At 69.3% G+C, this 15,630-nt stretch carries 11 protein-coding genes; 5 read left to right on the top strand and 6 right to left on the bottom strand.

The genetic code is table 11. From position 1 onward, the window contains the following. Window positions 1-26: 26 nt before the first annotated feature. Genes ABS642_RS16520 through ABS642_RS16510 form a run of 3 tightly spaced genes read left to right on the top strand, consistent with a single transcriptional unit; the run spans window position 27 to window position 5,070 of the window. The gene (locus ABS642_RS16520) at window positions 27-914 is read left to right on the top strand and encodes a sugar ABC transporter permease (RefSeq protein ID WP_350350968.1); all 888 of its coding nucleotides are present in this window, start codon (window positions 27-29) and stop codon (window positions 912-914) included. After that, window positions 911-1,846, top strand: a complete 936-nt coding sequence (locus ABS642_RS16515; protein ID WP_350350967.1) for a carbohydrate ABC transporter permease — start codon at window positions 911-913, stop codon at window positions 1,844-1,846. The genes ABS642_RS16520 and ABS642_RS16515 overlap by 4 nt, the downstream gene beginning before the upstream one ends. Beyond that, complete coding sequence (locus ABS642_RS16510; RefSeq protein ID WP_350350966.1) at window positions 1,843-5,070, top strand: GH92 family glycosyl hydrolase; 3,228 nt, start codon at window positions 1,843-1,845, stop codon at window positions 5,068-5,070. The genes ABS642_RS16515 and ABS642_RS16510 overlap by 4 nt, the downstream gene beginning before the upstream one ends. 32 nt (window positions 5,071-5,102) lie before the next feature. Here ABS642_RS16510 and ABS642_RS16505 read toward each other — a convergent pair whose 3' ends face one another. The 4 genes from ABS642_RS16505 to ABS642_RS16490 form a co-directional block, all read right to left on the bottom strand. Next, window positions 5,103-6,308: an endo-beta-N-acetylglucosaminidase H gene (locus ABS642_RS16505; protein ID WP_350350965.1), complete on the bottom strand. Its 1,206-nt coding sequence runs from the start codon at window positions 6,306-6,308 to the stop codon at window positions 5,103-5,105. 106 nt (window positions 6,309-6,414) lie between these two features. Then, window positions 6,415-8,049: a fucose isomerase gene (locus tag ABS642_RS16500; RefSeq protein WP_350350964.1), complete on the bottom strand. Its 1,635-nt coding sequence runs from the start codon at window positions 8,047-8,049 to the stop codon at window positions 6,415-6,417. Next, window positions 8,046-10,673, bottom strand: a complete 2,628-nt coding sequence (locus tag ABS642_RS16495) for a GH116 family glycosyl-hydrolase (RefSeq protein WP_350350963.1) — start codon at window positions 10,671-10,673, stop codon at window positions 8,046-8,048. Before ABS642_RS16495 ends, ABS642_RS16500 begins: the two co-directional genes overlap by 4 nt. After that, the gene (locus ABS642_RS16490) at window positions 10,670-12,163 is read right to left on the bottom strand and encodes an FGGY family carbohydrate kinase (protein ID WP_350350962.1); all 1,494 of its coding nucleotides are present in this window, start codon (window positions 12,161-12,163) and stop codon (window positions 10,670-10,672) included. Before ABS642_RS16490 ends, ABS642_RS16495 begins: the two co-directional genes overlap by 4 nt. Window positions 12,164-12,361: 198 nt before the next feature. On the opposite strand from ABS642_RS16490, the gene ABS642_RS16485 reads away from it, so the two are divergent. After that, entirely contained in the window at window positions 12,362-12,904 is a 543-nt protein-coding gene (locus tag ABS642_RS16485) for a hypothetical protein (protein WP_350350961.1), read from the top strand. Window positions 12,905-12,915: 11 nt separating this feature from the next. Here the strand turns inward: ABS642_RS16485 and ABS642_RS16480 are convergent, their stop codons facing one another. After that, the gene (locus ABS642_RS16480) at window positions 12,916-13,899 is read right to left on the bottom strand and encodes a LacI family DNA-binding transcriptional regulator (RefSeq protein WP_350350960.1); all 984 of its coding nucleotides are present in this window, start codon (window positions 13,897-13,899) and stop codon (window positions 12,916-12,918) included. 102 nt (window positions 13,900-14,001) lie between these two features. Between ABS642_RS16480 and ABS642_RS16475 the strand changes: the two genes are divergently transcribed. Then, window positions 14,002-15,135 (top strand): glycoside hydrolase family 172 protein, encoded by a 1,134-nt coding sequence (locus tag ABS642_RS16475; protein ID WP_350350959.1) that lies wholly within the window; start codon window positions 14,002-14,004, stop codon window positions 15,133-15,135. Window positions 15,136-15,159: 24 nt separating this feature from the next. Here ABS642_RS16475 and ABS642_RS16470 read toward each other — a convergent pair whose 3' ends face one another. Then, the gene (locus tag ABS642_RS16470) at window positions 15,160-15,600 is read right to left on the bottom strand and encodes a DoxX family protein (protein ID WP_350350958.1); all 441 of its coding nucleotides are present in this window, start codon (window positions 15,598-15,600) and stop codon (window positions 15,160-15,162) included. Between the last annotated feature and the right edge of the window lie 30 nt (window positions 15,601-15,630).

Raw genomic sequence — 15,630 nt, 5'->3', positions numbered from 1 at the left:
CCGGCATCCGGAGCAGGGTGAGATCGATGAGATCCCACCGATGGTTCACGCCCTGGCTGCTCCTCGGCCCCGCCGTGATCTGGGTGCTGGTGTTCGCGCTCTGGCCGTTCCTCAACACGGTCTTCCTCAGCTTCACCGACGCGCGTCCGCTGCGGACGCCCGAATTCGTCGGCGTGGCGAACTACGACCGCATGTTCGGCGACGAGATGTTCTGGAACGCGCTGACGACCTGCATCATCTACGTCGTCGTGTGCGTGCCGCTGCTCACGGTACTCCCGCTGCTGCTGGCGCTGCTCGTGCAGAAGAAGCTGCCCGGCATCTCGTTCTTCCGCACCACTTTCTACTTCCCCGTGATCGCCTCGGTCGTCGTGGTGGCCCTCATCTGGACCTGGCTCTTCGACAGCCGCGGCATCATCAACCAGACGCTCGAGTTCCTCGGACTGGTCGACAAGCCGATGGCCTTCCTCGTCGATCGCTGGCTGCTGCTGGGGTGCGCGATCCTGCTCACGGTGTGGAAGGGGCTCGGCTACTACATGGTCGTGTACCTCGCCGCCCTCGGCAACGTCGGCAAGGAGCTGCACGAGGCCGCGATGCTCGACGGCGCCGGGGCGTTCCGCCGCTTCCTCTCCGTCACGATCCCCTCGGTGCGCGGCGCGATGCTGCTGATCGCCGTGCTCATCGCCGTCTCGGCGATGAGGGTCTTCGCCGAGCTCGACGTGCTGTCCAAGAGCACGGGAGGGCCCGGCGGCTACGACATGTCGCTGGTGATGCTCATCCGTCAGGTCGGCTCCGGGCTGAACGGCAACATCGGATACGCGTCGGCGATCAGCGTCGCGCTGTTCCTCCTCACCCTGATCCCGCTCGCCGCGATCGCCTTCATGAATCGCGAGAAGAAGGCGAAGGCCCCCGCATGAGCATCCTCACCCCGCCCCGCGCCGACGACGACCGCCGCGCGCCGGATGAGCCCGCGCGGCCCGAGCGCGAGCGCATCTTCCGCCGACGGGGCTCCGGCGACTTCAGCAAGCCGACGCTCGGCGGCCTCATCGGCCGCTACGCCCTGCTGCTGCTCGTCCTCGTGCTCGTCATCGGCCCGTTCGTCTGGCAGCTCTCGACCTCGTTCAAGGGCCCGCAGGAGAACATCTACTCCTTCCCGCCGAACCTCATCCCGCGCGAGCCCACGCTGGGGAACTACTCGACCGTCGCCGACATCGTGCCGGTCTACCTCTACGCGTGGCACTCGCTGCTCGTCTCCCTCGGCACGGTCGTCAGCAACGTCGTGCTCGCGACCTTCGCCGGCTACGCCCTCGGCTGCATGCGGTTCCGCGGCAAGTGGATCGTGATGGCGATCCTCCTCTCCACGCTGCTGTTCCCCGGCGAGGTGACCGTGACGAGCAACTTCCTCACGATCCGCGCCCTGGGACTGGCCGACACCCTCTGGGGCGTCTTCCTTCCCGGCGCCATCAGCGCGATGAACGTGCTCCTGATCGCGACGGCCTGCCGCATGATCCCGAAGGACGTGCTGGATGCCGCGACGGTCGACGGCGCGACCACCTGGCAGCGCATCCGGCACATCGTGTGGCCGAACATCCGCGGCATGGTCTCGGTGGTCGCGATCTTCGCGTTCATCGGCGCCTGGGACGACTACCTGTGGCCCCTCATCGTGCTGTCCGACCCCGCGAAGTACACGCTGACGGTCGGCATGGCCTACCTCAACAGCAGCTTCTCGGTCGACCCGCGACTGATCGCGGCCGGGACCATGATCGCGCTCGTGCCGATCGTCATCATGTTCTCGTTCACGCAGCGGTTCTTCTTCAAGGGCGTGCAGGAGGGCGCGATCAAGGGGTGAGCGCCGCGCACCTCTCGCCGGCGGACGGCCCGGCCGATCCTCCCTCGTCCCGTCCCCGCGCGGGCGTCCTGTCGGGGCCGGTGTTCGCCTTCGCGTTCGATCCGTCTGCCGGAGAGCAGCGGATCGATGCACCCGGACTCGCCGACCTCAGGTTCTCGCCGGACACCGTGCTGCACTGGGCGTTCTACGCGGACGGCCCCTCGGCGACGCTGACGCCTCATGCAGCGCTCGCGGTCACGATCGACGTGCGATTCGCCGACGGCACCCGGCTGAGCGATATCCCGGCGATCCGCGACCGCTACGACTTCCCGATCCCCGCCGAAGAGCAGTTCGCCGCGCGCTGGAGCTTCCCGGAGCAGTGGAACGCCGACACCGTCGCGCTCGCCCCGGTCGCCCACCGCACCGGCACGGTCGAGATCGTGCTCGGCACCGAGACGCTCGCCACCGCGGCGGATCTCCCTCCGCGCGTCTCCGGCTATGTGCAGCTCGTGATCGAGCAGCGCGCGGCATCCGCACCGCTCACCCCCGTCGAACGCGTCGACACGCGCCGCGGGTCGCACTCAGGACCGCGATTCTCCCGTGGGAACACGATCCCGGCCGTTGCCGTGCCGCACGGCTTCACGTTCGTCACCCCGGCGACCGACGCCGCCGACTCCCGCTGGCCGTACCGTCCGTTCGTGCACGATGATCCCCGCGGGCGCCGGCTCGAAGCGCTCCAGTTCTCGCATCAGCCGAGCCCGTGGATCGGCGACCGCTCGGTGCTGCAGCTGATGCCCTTCCTCGGCCGCCCCACCTCGCAGCGTGCCGGCCGCCGACGCTGGATCGTCGCAGGCGCCGAGCGCGCGCATCCGCACGAGTATGCCGCCGACCTCGGCGACGGCCTGCACGTCGAGATGACGGCGACCTCGCACGCGGCGGCCTTCCGAGTGCGGAGCGCCGACCCCGACGCCCGCGTCGGCTTCGTCATCGATCAGCTCACCTCCGGCGGGCGCCTCGAGTGGAGGGATGCCGGAGAGTTCGAGGGCTGGATCCCGGAGGGTCCTGCGGATTGGGGCAACGCGCCCCGCTGCTTCTTCGCCGGTACCGTCCTGCGGGGTCGCGATCAGGCCGATGAGCGCGGCCGTCTCGACGACGACGGCCGCGGCGAGGTCGCCGGATACGTGAGCGGCCGCGGATCGCTCGAGGTGCGGATCGCGGTCTCCTTCCTGTCCGTCGAGCAGGCCCGGCACAGCCTCTCGATCGAGACCCCCGCGACGACCTCGTACGATCAGCTGCGCGACCGTGCTGCAGGGGCATGGAATCGTCTGCTCGGGCGCGTCACGATCCCGCCGCTGCCCGCGGAGGATGCTCCGTATCGCTCGCTCGCCGATGAGGAGCACCGGTCGCGGATCGCCGCCGCCCTCCACCGGATGCACCTGTACCCGAACAGCGCGGCCGAGAACGCCGGCACGGCCGAGACCCCCATCTGGCGGTTCGCCGACGTGTTCGCCGAGGTCCCGGTCCACGACGGCGAACCGGCAGCCGAGGGCGAGCTCGTCGTCAACAACGGCTACTGGGACACGTACCGCACCGAGTGGCCGGCGCTCGCCCTGCTCGACCCCGCCCTCACGGGGCGCCTCCTCGACGGCCAGTTGGAGCAGTACCGCCGCGGAGGCTGGATGGCGCGGTGGAGCGCCCCGGGGTACGTCGACAGCATGGTGGGCACCTCGAGCGACCAGATCTTCGCCGACGCCGCGCGCTGGGGCGTGGAGTTCGACCGCGTCACCGCCTTCGAGAGCGGATGGCGCAACGCCTGCGAACCGGGGCCCGACGCCCGTCGTGGCCGCAAGGGCGTCGCCCGAGGCCGCTTCACCGGTTACATCGCCTCGGAGGTCCCCGAAGGCATGAGCTGGAGCATCGAGAACGCCGTGAGCGATGCCGCGCTGGGGCGATTCGCCTCCCGGCTCGCCGCCGAGGCCGAGCCGGAATCCGCGCCGGCATCCGTTGCGGATGCTGCGCGCTACCGGTCCTTCGCCCGCTACTTCGCGAATCGGGCCCGGTCGTACCGCACCCTGTTCGACGACAGCACAGGGTTCTTCCGCGGCCGGGATGACGACGGCGCCTTCGCCGCCTCGGGATTCGACCCGAGGTCCTGGGGCGGTGACAACGTCGAGACGAACGCGTGGGGGATGTCGGTCGGCGCCGTGCACGACGGCGCCGGGCTGGCCGACCTCTACGGCGGTCCCGACGGCCTCGGTCGTCATCTCGACGCCCTCTTCGCCGAACCCGAGACCGCCGACGAGCGATTCGGCGGCGCATACGGCACGGTCATCCACGAGCAGCGGGAGGCACGATCGCTGCGCTCCGGCATGTGCGCGATCTCGAACCAGCCGGCGCACCACATCCCCTTCATGTACGCGTTCAGCGACCAGCCATGGCGGACGGCAGGCATCGTGCACGACCTCGCCGGGCGCCTGTTCGCCGGCGCGCACATCGGCCAGGGCTTCCCCGGCGACGAGGACAACGGTGAGATGAGCGCCTGGTGGCTGTGGGCCGCGCTCGGGCTGTATCCGCTGGAGCTCGCCTCGGGCGTGCTGCGGATCGGGTCGCCGCTCTTCGACGACATCCGGGTCGATCGCGGCGACGCCTCCTCGCTGCGCGTCGTCTCTCGGCGCAGCTCGCCGACGGCCCGGGTGCTGCAGGAGGCACGGCTCGACGGCGTGCTCCTGCCTGCGGCCGAGCTGCCGATCGACGCGCTCGTCGGCGACGCCGTGCTCGAGCTGGTGTTCGGCCTCGATCCGGCGGCAGCGCTCGAGGCGCGCGATCGCTCGGTCGCGAACCAGGTCGAGGCCTGGCGCGCAGACCTGACGTCGACCGGAGGCCGCATCGTCTCCTCGCCCGGACTCCGCCACGCCGAGCGGGTGTTCGACGACGGGGCGCTCTCGGGGGATGCCGGTACAGCGCTGCGAGCCGGGGAGTGGGTGGGATGGCGGTTCTCCGAGCCCCGCGGCATCAGCGACCTCACCGTGACGGCGGTGGCTCCGGCATCCGCTTCTGCGCTCCGCTGGGAGATGCTCGGGCCGGATGAGAAGTGGGTTCCCGTCCGCACCACGCACCGGGCCGAGCTGCTGCCGAACCGCACGACGCCCTTCACCCTGGCGACGCGCATCGTGACCTCGGCGCTCCGCGTGCGGGCGGAGGCCGAGGTCACGATCCGTCAGGTCGAGCTGTTCGACCTGGACTGATCACTCACCGGGAAGGTCGGTCGACCAGCGGATCAGCCGGCAAGCACGAACGACACCTCGGTGCGGTTCCCCGCGACGTCGAACACCTCGAGCGTGTTCGCTCCGGCGACCGCTCCGAAGGCTCCCGGCTTCACGAAGTTGAGGTCGCTCCACGTGTTGTTCGTGAGGTCCTTCAGCACGCCGTTGACGAAGAGCCGATCGATCTGGCCCGCGTCGTACAGCTTGAAGCTGACCTGGGAGTACGCGTCGGAGGATCCCGTGGTGAACTCGGCACCCTGCTTCACCGTGACGGTCGGAGCCGTGCGGTCCTTCGGCGACGCGCGGTACTCGGTCGCCTCTCCCTTGAGCGCCTGCGTGATGCCGGAGAGATAGGCGGACTGATCGGTCGCGGTGAGGTTGTACGCCACGTAGACCCCGTAGCCATCGGCGACCGTGCGGTTCGCGAAGTCCGCCGCCGTCGCAGCACTCGTGTTCGCGAGGTCGATCGCCGCGGCTCCGATGCGCGTGCGGTCCTCGAGCCCCGGCACCGTCGGCGTGTCATAGGTCGGGTAGTAGGGGTTCCAGGCGTAGTCGAGCACGCCCTCGGCATCGAACAGCGTGAAGTCCGTCGTCGTGTACGACGGACCGATCGCGTACAGGCTGATGATCTTGTCGTCACCGAGGCGATCACGCAGCGCCGTGGCCAGCCATCCGAACGACTCCGCGTTGGGCTGCGGCGTGCCGTTGGCGCCGTACTCCGTCCACTCGTCGTCGAAGTCGATGCCGTCGAGTCCGTAGGTCGTCACCGCGTCGGCGAGCTGCGCGGCGAACGCATCGGCCTGCTCATAGGAGGTGAAGTTCGCGAATCCCGCGCCCTGGTGGTTGCCGAGCACCGAGAGCAGCACCTTCGTTCCCTGCTCCTGCACCGGGCGGATCTGGTTCTCGGCGTCGTTCAGCGTCTCGGTCACGCGCTCGTTGAAGTGCAGGTACGCCTTCTCGCCGTCGTAGTTGATGTTCGCGGCGAAGATCATCGCCAGGTCCACGGCTGCACGCCCGGAATCAGCGAGGGTGTAGTCGGCGACGTTCGCTAAATCGTTAGAGTTCACTTCCACATAGACCGCGAGCTGCGGGTCGTTCTCGGGCGCTTCGGTCGCGGCGGCCGGGCTCGCAGCGACAGCACCGGCTGCGGCGACGGCGAGGCCCGCCACGGCCGCGAGGCCTTTTCGGAACCGGTGACTCCTGATGCGTGACTGACTCATGGCAGATCTTCTCCTTCATCATCGACGTCGAGATCAGGCCGCATCGGTGCGACCTGCCGCCGACTATATCGCTTAAGCGAAACGAGGTGAAGAGTCGATACTCAGGTCAGACGGCGACGTCTCCCACGAGGTTGACCTTGATGCCCATGCCCGCGAACATCGCGGCCTTGGCGATCAGTGCCTTGTCGGCGGTCTCGGCATCCGGGGCATAGACGAGCTGGGCGTGGTTGGCCTTGTGCCGCGCCATGAACTGGTCGCGCGAGATGCCGTGCAGCACCACGTGCGCGATCGGCCATTCCGGGTTCGTGGCGTCCTTGCGGCGCTGCGTCTCCTCGGCCGGCAGCTCGACGACGGATGCCCGGAAGATGTCGGCCTGCAGGATGCCGTCGGCGATGAACACGCGCGACAGCACGATCTCGCCGGGCTTCGAGACGCCATTGATCGTCGCACCGCCCGCGGGGAAGAACACGTGCCCCTGACGCCAGCCCTCGGCGTTCTGCCATCCGCCCAGGTGCGAGGCCGGCACCGATCCCGAGATCTCGTAGACCCACACGAACTGCCCGTCGAAGTCCTCGCCCCAGCGCACGTCGTGCAGCGTGTTGTCGGGCACGAGCCCCATCGCGCGCCAGACCCGGTCGGTCACGAGGGCGTCGACCGCGACGCCCTCGTCGGCCTCATTGAAATGCGGGAACGCGCGGCCCTCGTGCAGCACGCGTGACCCGTCGCGCGAGGTCACCGGCGGGCGCTCGGTGGAGTTCAGGATGCCCTCGGCCAGATCGGATGCCGGTACCAGATCCTTCAGACCCTGCTGGTACTGGATGCCGACCGCGTCGAGCCCGAAATCATCGGCGATGCGGAGGGCGGCGATGTACATCTTCAGCTGCCACTGCACCTGCTCGCGGGTGAGCTCGGTCGCGGCATCCTCGCCGTACTGGAAGGTCATTCCGGCGTCGATCAGCCAGTCGTAGGCGGCATCCGCCTCGCGTTCGGAGACCTTGAGCATCTCGGCGTACAGGGCCGACTGCGACAGGCGCTCCTTGTAGATGCCGGTCTTGTTCAGCAGCTCGTCGTCGAAGATCGCGTTGTACATGCCCATGCAGCCTTCGTCGAAGACGCCGATGATGGCCTTCTCGGCGAGCAGCTCGGCGGCGAGCGCCTCCCCGAGCTGCTTCTCGGGGCTGTCCGGCAGCTCGGGCAGGGCCCGCACGTGCGAGGCGTCGTGCGTGATCGACCCGGTCTCGGTCCACTCCTTGATGCCGGCCTTGAACCAGTCGTCGCTGAAGTCGACCGACCAGATCGACGCGTACGGCTTGTCCATCTTGGTCAGCCCGGCGTTGAGGCCGAGCAGTCCGACGAGTCCCGGCCAGTCACCCGCGAAGTTCGCGACCGTGAGGATCGGCCCCTGATGCGAGCGCAGACCAGCGAGCACGTGGTGCGAGTACTGCCACACGGCCTCGGCGACGATGAGCGGAGCATCCGTCGGGATGTTCTTGAAGACCTCGAGGCCCATGCGCTGGCTGGAGATGAAGCCGTGGCCGGTCGCGGGGTCGACCTCGTTGGCGCGGATGACGCTCCAGCCGAGGTCGTTGAAGACACCGGTGACGCCGGCTTCGAGTTCGACCTGCACGGGCCAGCCGCCCGTGTTGGCGGATTCGCGCAGGTCGCCGGAGGCGATCAGGTAGGCGGTCTTCGGTGCAGACGCCGGGCGGGATGCCGGGGCCGGCAGGGTGTAGGTGGTCATGATGCCTCCGGTGTTGGGGTCGTGGTGAGCGGGAACCGCTGGGATTCGCTCGCTCGGAGTCGGATGCCGAGGCCGAGGCTCCGGCCGTGCAGCTGCAGGTCGGCGATGTCGAGTTCGCCGCCGTCGAGGTGGAGGGTGAGGGCATCGCGGTCGATCTCGACGCGTCCCCAGCCCGTGCCCGTGGTGAACAGGAACCTCTCGGTCCCCTGGGTCCCTGAGCCTCCACCCTGGGTCGCTGAGCTTGTCGAAGCGCAGGGCGCGAACGACAGCACTCCCGTCGGCGCATCCCACTGCGCGCCCGTCGCGCCGAGCAGCAGCGCCCACGACGCGAGCGAGCGGGCGTAGTGGTTGCCGCACTCGATCTCGTTCCACGGACTGCGGTGGCCACCGTCGTACCGGGCACGCAGCGTCCGTTCGACGAGCAGGGCGTCGTCGTAGCGGCCGGCGAAGAGGAGGGATGCCGCGACCTGATGCTCGACGCCGGTCCACACCTCGTCCGAGTACACGAAGGGGATCGCGGGTCGTCCGCCGTTGGGCCAGGACGCGAGCAGCAGCCCGCCCTCGTCGTTCAGCGCGTAGACGCGCTGCGTGCTCTCATGCGCCGAGAGGTCGTCGCGGTGGTTGTGCGCCACGATCGCGGCGAGCGCGGACTCGACCCGCTCCACGGGCAGGATGTGCCCGAGGCCGTTCACGTAGGCGTGGAACTGACCCAGCAGCTGGTCGGAGAGCACGCCCTCGCCGTACTGGTAGCGGTGCGCGTCGGCATCGTCGATCACCTGGCGGTAGTACTCGCCGTTCCAGAGCGTCTCGTCCATGGCCGCGGCGACGTGGTCGGCGCGCGTCGACCATGCGCGGGCCCGCTCCTGCTCGCCCAGGCGCTCCGCCATCCGGACGCCGGCGCGGAGCGCTGCCAGGTACACGCCATTGGCGAGCGGTTCGGCGCCGTGGAACTCGATGTCGTAGGTGTTGTGCATCTCGCCGTCGAGCAGGCCGTCGCCGTCGCGATCCCACTCCCGGATCGCGTAGTCGAGGGTGCGGGATGCCGCGGGCCACAGCTCGCGCAGGAACTCGTCGTCGCCGCTGAACCGCCATTCCCGGTGCAGGCGCAGCAGCGTGCCGAGCTGTCCGTCGACGGCCGGAGCCATGAACCACGCGGGGCCGCCGAAGATGCGGTTGCCGCGGAATTTCTGCGCTCCCTCGCCATCGGTCTCGAGCAGGTACTCGACTCGTCGCGCGCTCCGCTCGAGCGAGGGGAACAGCCAGGCGAGCGTCTGCGCGTACGACCAGACGTGCGTGCAGGTGCCCTCGCAGGAGCCGCCGTGATCGAACGATCCCTCCCAGGCCGCGAACACCGGGCCCTCCCCCAGCTCGGGGTTCGGGGACTCGAGCACGAACCCCGTCGTCGAGCGCGCAGCGGCGATGTTCGCCCCGATCGCGTCGACGAGCACCGGGTCGAGGCTGCTCCCGTACAGCGCCTCGACGAAGGCATCGGTCGCCTCTTCGAGGGCCGGGAGCTCACGGTGCAGATGCGTCGCCGCCGCCCAGGCGTCTGGCCAGAGGGTCGCGTAGTGGTTGCGGACTATGGGCGACAGCGGGCCGTCCTCAGGAGGATCCGCGAACACGATGTGGCCGTGCCAGCCGCGCCGGCGGTTCGGGAAGCTCCACGCCAGCACGAACTCGAAGCCGCGGGCCTCGCCCGGGGCGAGGGTGTGGACGACGCCGAGGGAGCCGGTGCGCAGACGCGGGAGCTTCGCGAGCATCTGCTCCTCGGTGAGCGGGGCGCCCTTCGACGAGCTCAGGGACCCACTCTCGTCGAGCTCGGCGAACAGCCCGCGGGGACGATCCTCGAGGGTGAGCCGGGGCTCCGGGGCGAGCAGCCCGTCGTCGGTCAGGTCGTTCCAGAACAGGCGCGCTCCGTCGGGCCAGTAGCTCGTGACCCATTGGGGTTTCGCCGTGGTGGCGGCATCCGTCGTGGTGAGGCTCAGGGTGCCGTAGCCGGGGTCGTCCTGCGGGAGGTCGATGCCGAAGTCGAGGCCGCGCACGTCGCCGTCGTCGCGCCACCGCACTGTCTGCGTCGCGCGCATCCCCCACGGGGCGTCGGGTCCGGCGGCTCCGCGCCCGGCGGTGTGCGAGACGCTGCCCACCACCGTGACGGCGACGGGCACCGCACCGGGGTTGGTCACGCGGTAGCGCAGCACGGCGGCCGGTATCCCGGAGTCGTCGGCGTCGAGGGGCACGAGGGGGGTGAAGGCGTGCAGCGAGACCTCGACCGGCAGGACGGCGTCGGTGAAGTCGACGTCGACGACCGGGTACTCGCCGTGCAGGGTGGCGCCGTCGAGACGCGGGAGACCGGCCAGCTGGTCGAAGGCGTAGCCGGCATCCGCATCGTGACGACCGGTGAGCCGCGCCTCGAGCACGCGGGTCACCGGAGTGCCGCCCTCGGGCGCGGCATGGATCGCGAAGAACGAGTGCGGGTTGCGCCGCCCCTTGTCCGGCAGGTTCTCGAACTCCCAGTCGCGCAGCTCACCGCGGGCGCCGATCGAGACGTTGCCGGTGCCGATGCCGCCGAGCGGGAACGCCGTCGCCTGCGAGGTGTGCGGGATGCCGCGGGCACGCCGGTTCATGCGGATGCTCCCCGCTGCGCGGCGGCCAGCTCGTGCACCACGTCCTTCGACCCCTCGTACAGCCGCACGTAGCGGTCGAAGAGAGTGTCGTAGAAGGTGCGGAGCGCCGGGTCAGGCCGGATGGTCTCGATGATCGCGTTCCAATCGGTGATCGCGGGGGCCTCCCCCGCAGGGGCGATCGCGGTCGCCGCGAGGAAGGCCGCACCGTAGCTCGCGCCGATGGTCGTCGCCGGCACCTCCTGGACGAGCCCGGTCACGTCGGAGACCACCTGCATCCACAGCCGGCCCTGTGTGCCACCGCCGACCGCGACGATGCGCCGGATGTCGGCCCCGGCCGCGCGCATGGTCTCGACGTTGTGCCGCACGCCGAGGGCCGTCGCCTCGAGCGCCGCGCGGTAGAGGTCACCGCGCGTGTGCTCGAGCGTGAGCCCCGCGATCACGCCGCGGGCATCCGGATCCTGGATCGGGGTGCGCTCCCCCGCGAAGTAGGGCAGCACGAGCAGTCCGGCAGCTCCCGGCCCTGACGCCTCGGCATCCGCGAGCAGCTCTGGGTAGTCCGCGCCGGTGAGATCTTTCAGCCAGGCCGTCAGGGCGCCCGAGGTGGAGAGACCGCCGGCCAGGTTCCGCGTGCCGGCGAAGGCCCCGGCGGTGGTCCACATCGACGGGGTGCGCAGCGTCTCGGCACCCGTGGCCACGAGGAACATGGTCGTTCCGTACATCAGCATCAGGTCGCCGACCTCGTGCGCACCCACGCTCACCGCCTCGGTCCACGCGTCGATCGTGCCGGTGATGACCGGGGTTCCCGCGGGAATGCCGGTGACGGATGCCGCGTCCGCGGTCACTTCTCCGGCGACGTCGCCCGCCCAGGCGAGCGACGGCTGCTCGATGCGGCCTGCGTACCTCTCCCACCACGGCTCGTGCCAGCGCTCGTTCTCGATGTTGTAAAGCGGGGAGACCTGACTCGCCGACTGATGGTCGAGGACATAGGCGCCGGTGAGCCTGCGGGCGAGCCACGAGGCAGGCATGAACAGGCGTCGTGCACGCGCCCAGGCGTCGGGATCCTCCTCGGCGACCCAGGCCAGCTTCGGACCGGCCGCCTGCGAGGTGAGCGTCGAGCCGCCGATCCGCGCGATCTCGTCGACGCCCAGCTCCGCCATCATCCGCTCGATCTGCGCCCCCGATCGGGTGTCGACGCCGTACAGGATCGCGGGGCGCACGGGCTCGTCCGCGTCGTCCGCGAGCAGGATGCAGGGCCCCATGCCGCTCACGCCGACCCCCGCGACCTCGGCGGCGGGTGCCGCGGCGAGCAGCTCGCGCACGATCGCGACGAACTCGTCCCACCACACGCGCCCGTCCATCTCCACCCAGCCCGTGCGCGGGCGGCTGACGTCGTGCGAACGCGTCGCGGTCGCCAGGATCACGCCGTCGTCGGCGACCAGCACGCCCTTGCTGCTGGACGTGCCGATGTCCACCCCGAGGGTGCAGCGCATGGCGTCCTCCTTGAAACCCGAACTGCGGAACCTGAAACCTGATCGTCACTGTACGCGAAATCGATTTCAAGACGCAAGCGGCCGCGACTCCTGCTGCACCGAACTTGCGCGATTCGTGTTGTCCACAGCTCGTGGGATTCGGACGGTCGGCACCCGGAATACCGTGACAATCTGGCCTTTCGTTCGCAGAATGGAGCCATGGAGATGACCGAACCGCAGGTGTGGACTTTGATCGGCGTGTTCGCCGCCGTGATGATCGGCGTGATCTCTCTGCTGCTGCGACAGGGTCACAAGACACTGACGGTGCTCTCCCACCAGAACGAGAGCACGCTCGCCTCGCTCTCCCACCAGAACGAGAGCACGCTCGCCTCGCTCACCCGCCAGAACGAGATCACGCTCACCTCGCTCACCCGCCAGAACGACAGCACGCTCGCCTCGCTCTCCCACCAGAACGAGAGCACGCTCACCTCGCTCACCCGCCAGAACGACAGCACGCTCACATCATTCCGCCGAGAGATCGAAGCCCGCCTCGAAGGACTTCAGGGAGTGTTCGACGCCCGCTTCGAGGCCATGGATGCGAAATTCGACGCCCGCTTCGAGGCCATGGACGCGAAATTCGACGCCCGCTTCGACGCGATGGACGCGAAGGTCGACACGCGACTCGGATCGATCGACCGGCGCCTCGAAGACCTCGACAAGGAGGTCGCGAATCTGGCGACCCGCTTCTGGGGTTCTTCCTGAGCGAAGGCCGCTCAGGCCCGTGGGCTCGCTGGCTGCACCTCGTTGCGCAGCACGACGGTCCGGGCCGGCTGCTTGTCTCCCTTGATGCGCTCGAGCAGCATGCGCGCGGCGGTCACGCCCATGTGCCGGGCGGGAAGCCGCACGACGGTCACCGCGCTGGGCGACAGCGTGGTGAAGGGCAGCGAGCCGATCACCGCGACGCCGACCTGGGGCGGCGTGAGCCCGTGCTCGGTGAGAACCTGGATCGCGCCGACGCCGATGAGGTTGTTTCCGGCGACCACGGCGTCCGGCGGTTCCGGCAGCGAGAGGAGGTCTTCCATGGCAGCGCGGCCGCCGTCGACACGGAAGGTCTCGAATCGCTGCAGCGCATCGAGGTCCAGGTCCGGATACGCGGCGCCGAGCGCCGTGCGCCATCCCGCCGCGCGCTCCGCCGCCGTGTCGATGTGCTCAGGGCCGCCGATGTAGGCGATGCGACGGTACCCGGCGTCGATCAGGTCTTTGGTGGCCGAGGTCCCGGCGGCGCGGTTCGCCATCACGACGCCGTCGATGTCGTAGGTCGTGCTGCGGTCGACAGCCACGATGGGTCGCCCGGTCGCCAGGATGGTGTCGAGCTTGGTTCCCTCGTCGGCCGTCGCGATGATGACGCCCGACATGTGCTCAGCGATAGCGATCCGGAGGTACGTGGCCTCCTTCTCCATCTGGGCGTCGGAGTTGCAGAGCACGACCGAGTAGCCGGCTTCGGAGGCGACATCCTCGACCCCGCGGGCCATCTCGGTGAAGTAGGGGTTCTCGATGTCCGGGATCACGAGAGCGATCACCTCGGAGCTCTGGCGGCGCAGCGTGCGCGCGGTGCGGTTCGGGGTGAAGCTCAGCTTCTCCGCGGCATCCCGGACGGCGGCGACCTTCTCGTCCGACACGCTCGTGCCGTTGAAGACGCGCGAGACCGTCGCGGGAGAGACTCCCGCGAGCTCTGCGACGTCGTAGATCGTGGCCATGCACCCTCACTGCCTGCCCGGTCGCGCCGGGCGTGAAGCAACAGTATCGCGCACGCACGCGATCTCTGGAGTTCTGCGCTGAAATCGATTACATTAGCGCCCATGACTTCTGCTACCTCCGACCTGGCATCCCTCGCAGCGCTGCGATCCGTGCAGACGCGTTCGATCTCACCGGAGAACTTCGACGGATCCGCTGGGGGCGGAGGCCGGGCGACCGAGGGCACGGGCGCGGGGAACGCGCGTGACCTCGGCCCCGGCTGGAAGATCTCACCGAGCGTCGACATCAAGGCCGGCGAGACACTCGAGCTCGCGAGCATCCAGGGGGCCGGCAAGATCACACACATCTGGATCACCACGCACACCGACAACTGGCGCACGCTGCTGCTGCGCGCCTACTGGGACGGATCGGACGAGCCGGCGATCGAAGTGCCGTACGGCGACTTCTTCTGCAACGGCTGGGGCGTGTTCGCGCAGGTGAACTCGCAGACGATCGCCGCGAACCCTCACGGCGGGTTCAACTCGTACTGGCCGATGCCGTTCAAGGACGGCGCCCGCCTGACCATCGAGAACACCTCCGTCGTCGACGTCCGCGTGTACTACCAGGTGACGTACGAGATCGGCGGCGACTACTCGAACGACGCCTACTTCCACGCGCAGTGGCGCCGGTCGAACCCGTTGGAGGACCTGACCCCGCACGTCATCCTCGAGGGGATCGAAGGCCAGGGCCAGTACGTCGGCACGTACATCGCATGGGGCGTGAACTCGAACGGCTGGTGGGGCGAGGGCGAGATCAAGTTCTACCTCGACGACGACACCGACTACCCGACGATCTGCGGCACCGGCACCGAGGACTACTTCGGCGGCGCCTGGAACTTCGACATCCCCGGGAAGGGCTACACCGAGTTCTCGACGCCCTATCTCGGGATGCCGCAGGTGATCAGGCCGGACGGCCTGTATGTGAGCCAGCAGCGCTTCGGCATGTACCGCTGGCACCTTCTCGACCCGATCCACTTCGCCACCGGCATCCCTAAGGTCGACATCCAGGCTCTCGGCTGGCGCAGCGGATGGCGGTACCTGCCGCTGCGGGATGACATCGCCTCGACCGCGCTGTTCTACCTCGACCGGCCGACCGCACGGCTCCCGAAGACGCCGACGGCCGACGACCTGGAGGTCCACCTAGGGACCGCTCCGGTTCCGGACATCGGCACGAGCCCCGCCCGGGCCCCTCAGGACTGAGGCCGCCCGAGCGCCCTGCGATCCTCAGGCGATCCAGGCCGGGACGCGTCCGCGCAGCAGAGCGCGGTCGAGCGAGAACTTCCCCGCACCGGTGAACGCGAGCGCGAGAGCCGCGACGCCGAGCACGGCCACGAACTCGTAGCCGCCCTCGCCGACCCAGAGCCCGGCGGGAAGGTGAACGGCGACGAGTGCAACGGCCATGTCGATGGCGAGGAGGATGCCCACAGGGCGGGTGAAGAACCCGGCGATCAGCAGGATGCCGCCGACGAGTTCGACGAACGCGACGACCGGTGCCGCGATCTCAGGCAACGGGATCCCCATGCCCGCGAAGCTGCCGATCGTGCCCGGCAGGGTGTACTCGAAGATCTTCTGAGCGCCGTGGGCGGCGATGATCGCACCGACGACGACGCGGAGGACGAGGAGTCCCGCCGACGTGGCTGCGGAGGGGGCGGTGGTGTTCGTCATGAGGAGGTGTTCCTTCGTGGCAGGACACCG

It is taken from the genome of Microbacterium sp. A8/3-1, assembly GCF_040267695.1.
In the GTDB taxonomy this organism is placed as follows: Bacteria; Actinomycetota; Actinomycetes; order Actinomycetales; family Microbacteriaceae; genus Microbacterium; species Microbacterium luteolum.
Note: the sequence above shows the minus strand (reverse complement) of the source record. Positions and strands in the feature narration are given on the sequence as shown.